Here is a 3,306-nt window from a genome sequence, read left to right on the forward strand (position 1 = left end):
GTCTGGACGTCTGCCGCGCGCTGCGCGGGCACGGGGCGCCGGTCGATGTCATCGCTGTCACATCCGCCCGCGATCTTGCGGTGGTGCGGACAGCCGTTGCCTACGGAGTGGTCCAGTATCTACTCAAGCCGTTCAGCTTCGCGACCTTCCGGGAGCGGCTCGAGCGCTACGCCGACTACCGGCGGCAGATCTCCGGGACGGGCGTACAGCCCGAACCTGGGGGTGTGGCCCAGCATGACGTCGACCGGGCGCTGGCCGCGCTGCGGGAGCCGACTCCCGCCGAGGCGCCGAAGGGCTTGTCCGCGGCAACACTCGACATGGTGATCGGCCAGCTTCGGGCCGCTGGTGGTCCGCTGTCCGCGGTGGACGTCGCTGACGGCGCCGGTATCTCCCGTGTCACGGCCAGGCGCTATCTTGAGCACCTCGTCGGCCAGCACCTCGCCACCCGGACGCAACGCTACGGAACCACCGGCCGGCCCGAGTTCCGCTATCGCTGGGCAGGCCGGTGAAGCAGGTGGCCGCACTTCCCGCGCCAGCCGATCCGGCCTTCCACGGAGCGTCCTGATTCGGGTAGCGAGGATGCTGGTCGCATGCTGCCTGTGTCCGGCCCCCCGGCCATCGCCCGTGGAGTGTTCGGGGATGGTTTTGACCTTGCCTGTGTGTATGCGGATCTTCTTGCCACGGTTGGCGTTGACCGCGGGCTGATAGGTCCCCGTGAGACCGACCGGCTCTGGGACCGTCACCTGTTGAACAGCGCTGTGGTCGAGGAGACCGTCGGGCCCGCCGCGACCGTCGTGGACGTGGGGAGCGGAGCCGGGCTGCCCGGTATCCCGCTCGCGCTCGTCCGTCCGGACCTGAGAGTCACCCTCCTCGAACCGATGCAACGCCGGTGCGTGTTTCTGCACGAAGTAGTGGCGAGGCTCGGACTTGAGGGGCGAGTCACGGTCATCCGGGGACGCGCGCCCGACATTGCCACTACCGTGGAAGGCCACAAGTTTGATGTTGCCGTGGCAAGGGCTCTCGCGCCCTTGGAGCGGTTGGGCGCGATGCTCGTGCCGATGCTGGAACCGGGCGGTGTCATGCTTGCACTGCGCGGTGCGCGCGTTGTCGAGGAGTTGTCGGTCGCGCGAGGTGAGCTGGATGCCCAGGGCTGGCGCGAGGTGGACGTCGTGAAGTGCGGGGTCGGGCGGCTTTCGGAGCCGACCACCGTGCTGCGCGCCGTGTACACCGCATCTGAGCCTGGGCGCCGGCAGGGAAGCGGGAAAACGCGTGAAGCACGGCGAGGACGGGAGGCGCAGCGTGCACGTGGACACTCACGTTCCACGTGAAACAGCGTCGGGGGCAGGTAACACCTCCATAGGCGCGGGACGGGCAGTGCGTCAGCCGTCGGCCCGACCAATGGACTCTCATGATCCATCCACCCCTATCGGAGCGGCGGCAGCGGCGGCAGTGGAAGCCTTGACCATGGAACGACGACGGCCGTTTCCCCGGCCTACCCGACGGCGCATCATTACGGTGGCGAACCAGAAGGGTGGTGTCGGGAAGACCACCACGACGGTGAATCTTGCCGCGGCCCTGGCCATGCACGGGTGCCGGGTCCTGTGTATCGACCTGGACCCGCAGGGCAACGCATCAACCGCGCTCGGGGTTGACCACCGGTCCGGTGTTCCATCTATTTACGAGGTTCTTCTCGGGGACCGACCGCTCGACGAGGTCGTGGTGAAGTCCTCCGAATCCGAGGGTCTCTACTGCGCTCCGGCCACCATCGACCTTGCCGGTGCCGAGATCGAGCTGGTTTCGGTCGTAGCGCGGGAAACCCGCCTGCGTCGGGCGATCGCCGGACTCAAGCGGGACGTCGACTACATCATCGTGGACTGTCCACCAAGTCTTGGGCTTCTCACGGTCAATGCGCTGGTGGCGGCGAAGGAGCTACTGATCCCCATCCAGTGCGAGTACTACGCGCTTGAGGGCCTCGGGCAGCTCCTGCGTAACGTCGAACTCGTGCAGGCCCACCTCAACCCGGATCTGTATCTGTCCACGATCATCCTGACCATGTACGACTCACGGACGCGACTTGCGGACCAGGTCGTCCACGAAGTCAAGGAGCACTTCGGGCCCCGTGTGCTGGGCACGACCATCCCGCGTAATGTGCGGATCGCCGAGGCGCCGAGCTACGGCCGGTCGGTTCTGACCTATGACCCTGCTTCGCGGGGATCACTGTCCTACCTGGCCGCCGCGCGCGAGCTTGCCGAGCGAGGCATCGAGCCGAATGGGGTGGGCCTGTGACAGCACGCAGGGGTGGACTGGGGCGAGGGTTGGGAGCGTTGATCCCAACAGCGATGGACAGCGCTGACATCGGGATCGACAACGGCTTCGGACTGAGATCCGGGCCGGTACCGGTTCATGGTGCGACCTTTCGCGAGATCCCCGTCGACTCGGTCACGCCGAATCCGCGCCAGCCGCGGACGCACTTTGACGAGGAGACGCTTGAGGAGCTGGCCGCGAGCCTGCGTGAAGTCGGCCTGCTCCAGCCCATAGTCGTCCGCGAAATCATGCCCGGGCGCTACGAGCTGGTCATGGGGGAACGGCGCTGGCGGGCGTCCCGGCTCGCGGGCTTCAGCCAGATCCCCGCGATCGTGCGGGACACCACCGACGACGCCATGCTCCGGGACGCGCTGCTGGAGAACCTCCACCGCCAGCAGCTCAACCCCCTTGAGGAGGCAGCCGCATACGAGCAGCTCCTGCGCGACTTCGGCGCCACCCACGAGGAACTCGCCGGGAAACTCGGCCGCTCGCGATCCCATGTCACCAACATGATTCGGCTGCTGGGTCTCCCACCGGCCGTGCAACGTCGGGTGGCGGCTGGCGTGCTGTCCGCCGGCCATGCTCGGGCACTGCTGTCGCTGGGGGATCCTGATTCGCAGGACCGCCTCGCGACCCGGATCGTCGCCGAGGGTCTGTCCGTACGGGCCGTCGAGGAAATCGTGGCCATGGGCGAGGAGGGGCCGCGTAAGACGGCTCCCCGTGGGCCCCGGGTCATCGCGCCCGCCCTCGGCAAGCTTGCCGCCCGCCTGTCCGACCGGTTCGACACCCGGGTGAAGGTCGACATGGGGCGCAGCAAAGGAAAGATCACTGTGGAGTTCGGAAGCATCGAAGACCTGGAGCGGATCGTCGCGGTGATGACGGCCTCGCCGTCGGAGTCGGAGTCGGAGTCGGGATCCGCGACGGAATGAGCGGCCCCGAGCTGATCGGGTGATCTCGGCTCGACAGGCTCCGGATCTGACTGTCGTTTTGGATTTTCTGTCC

The 3,306-nt window shown here is 67.3% G+C and carries 4 protein-coding genes; all 4 read left to right on the top strand.

Annotated features, from left to right (window positions below; genetic code table 11):
- A partial coding sequence (locus tag U9980_RS25950; RefSeq protein WP_322770330.1) for a helix-turn-helix domain-containing protein occupies positions 1-509 on the top strand: 509 nt, incomplete at its 5' end.
- A gap of 81 nt (positions 510-590) precedes the next feature.
- A complete protein-coding gene (rsmG, locus tag U9980_RS25955; RefSeq protein WP_322770331.1) occupies positions 591-1,328 on the top strand; it encodes a 16S rRNA (guanine(527)-N(7))-methyltransferase RsmG in 738 nt (245 codons plus the stop codon).
- A gap of 70 nt (positions 1,329-1,398) precedes the next feature.
- Positions 1,399-2,286 carry a ParA family protein gene (locus U9980_RS25960; protein WP_416210398.1) on the top strand — a complete coding sequence of 296 codons (888 nt, stop codon included), beginning with the start codon at positions 1,399-1,401 and terminating at the stop codon, positions 2,284-2,286.
- The gene (locus U9980_RS25965) at positions 2,283-3,233 is read left to right on the top strand and encodes a ParB/RepB/Spo0J family partition protein (RefSeq protein WP_322770333.1); all 951 of its coding nucleotides are present in this window, start codon (positions 2,283-2,285) and stop codon (positions 3,231-3,233) included. The genes U9980_RS25960 and U9980_RS25965 overlap by 4 nt, the downstream gene beginning before the upstream one ends.
- Positions 3,234-3,306: the final 73 nt, after the last annotated feature.

The organism is Protofrankia sp. Cr1 (assembly GCF_963555865.1).
Taxonomy (GTDB): domain Bacteria; phylum Actinomycetota; class Actinomycetes; order Frankiales; family Frankiaceae; genus Protofrankia.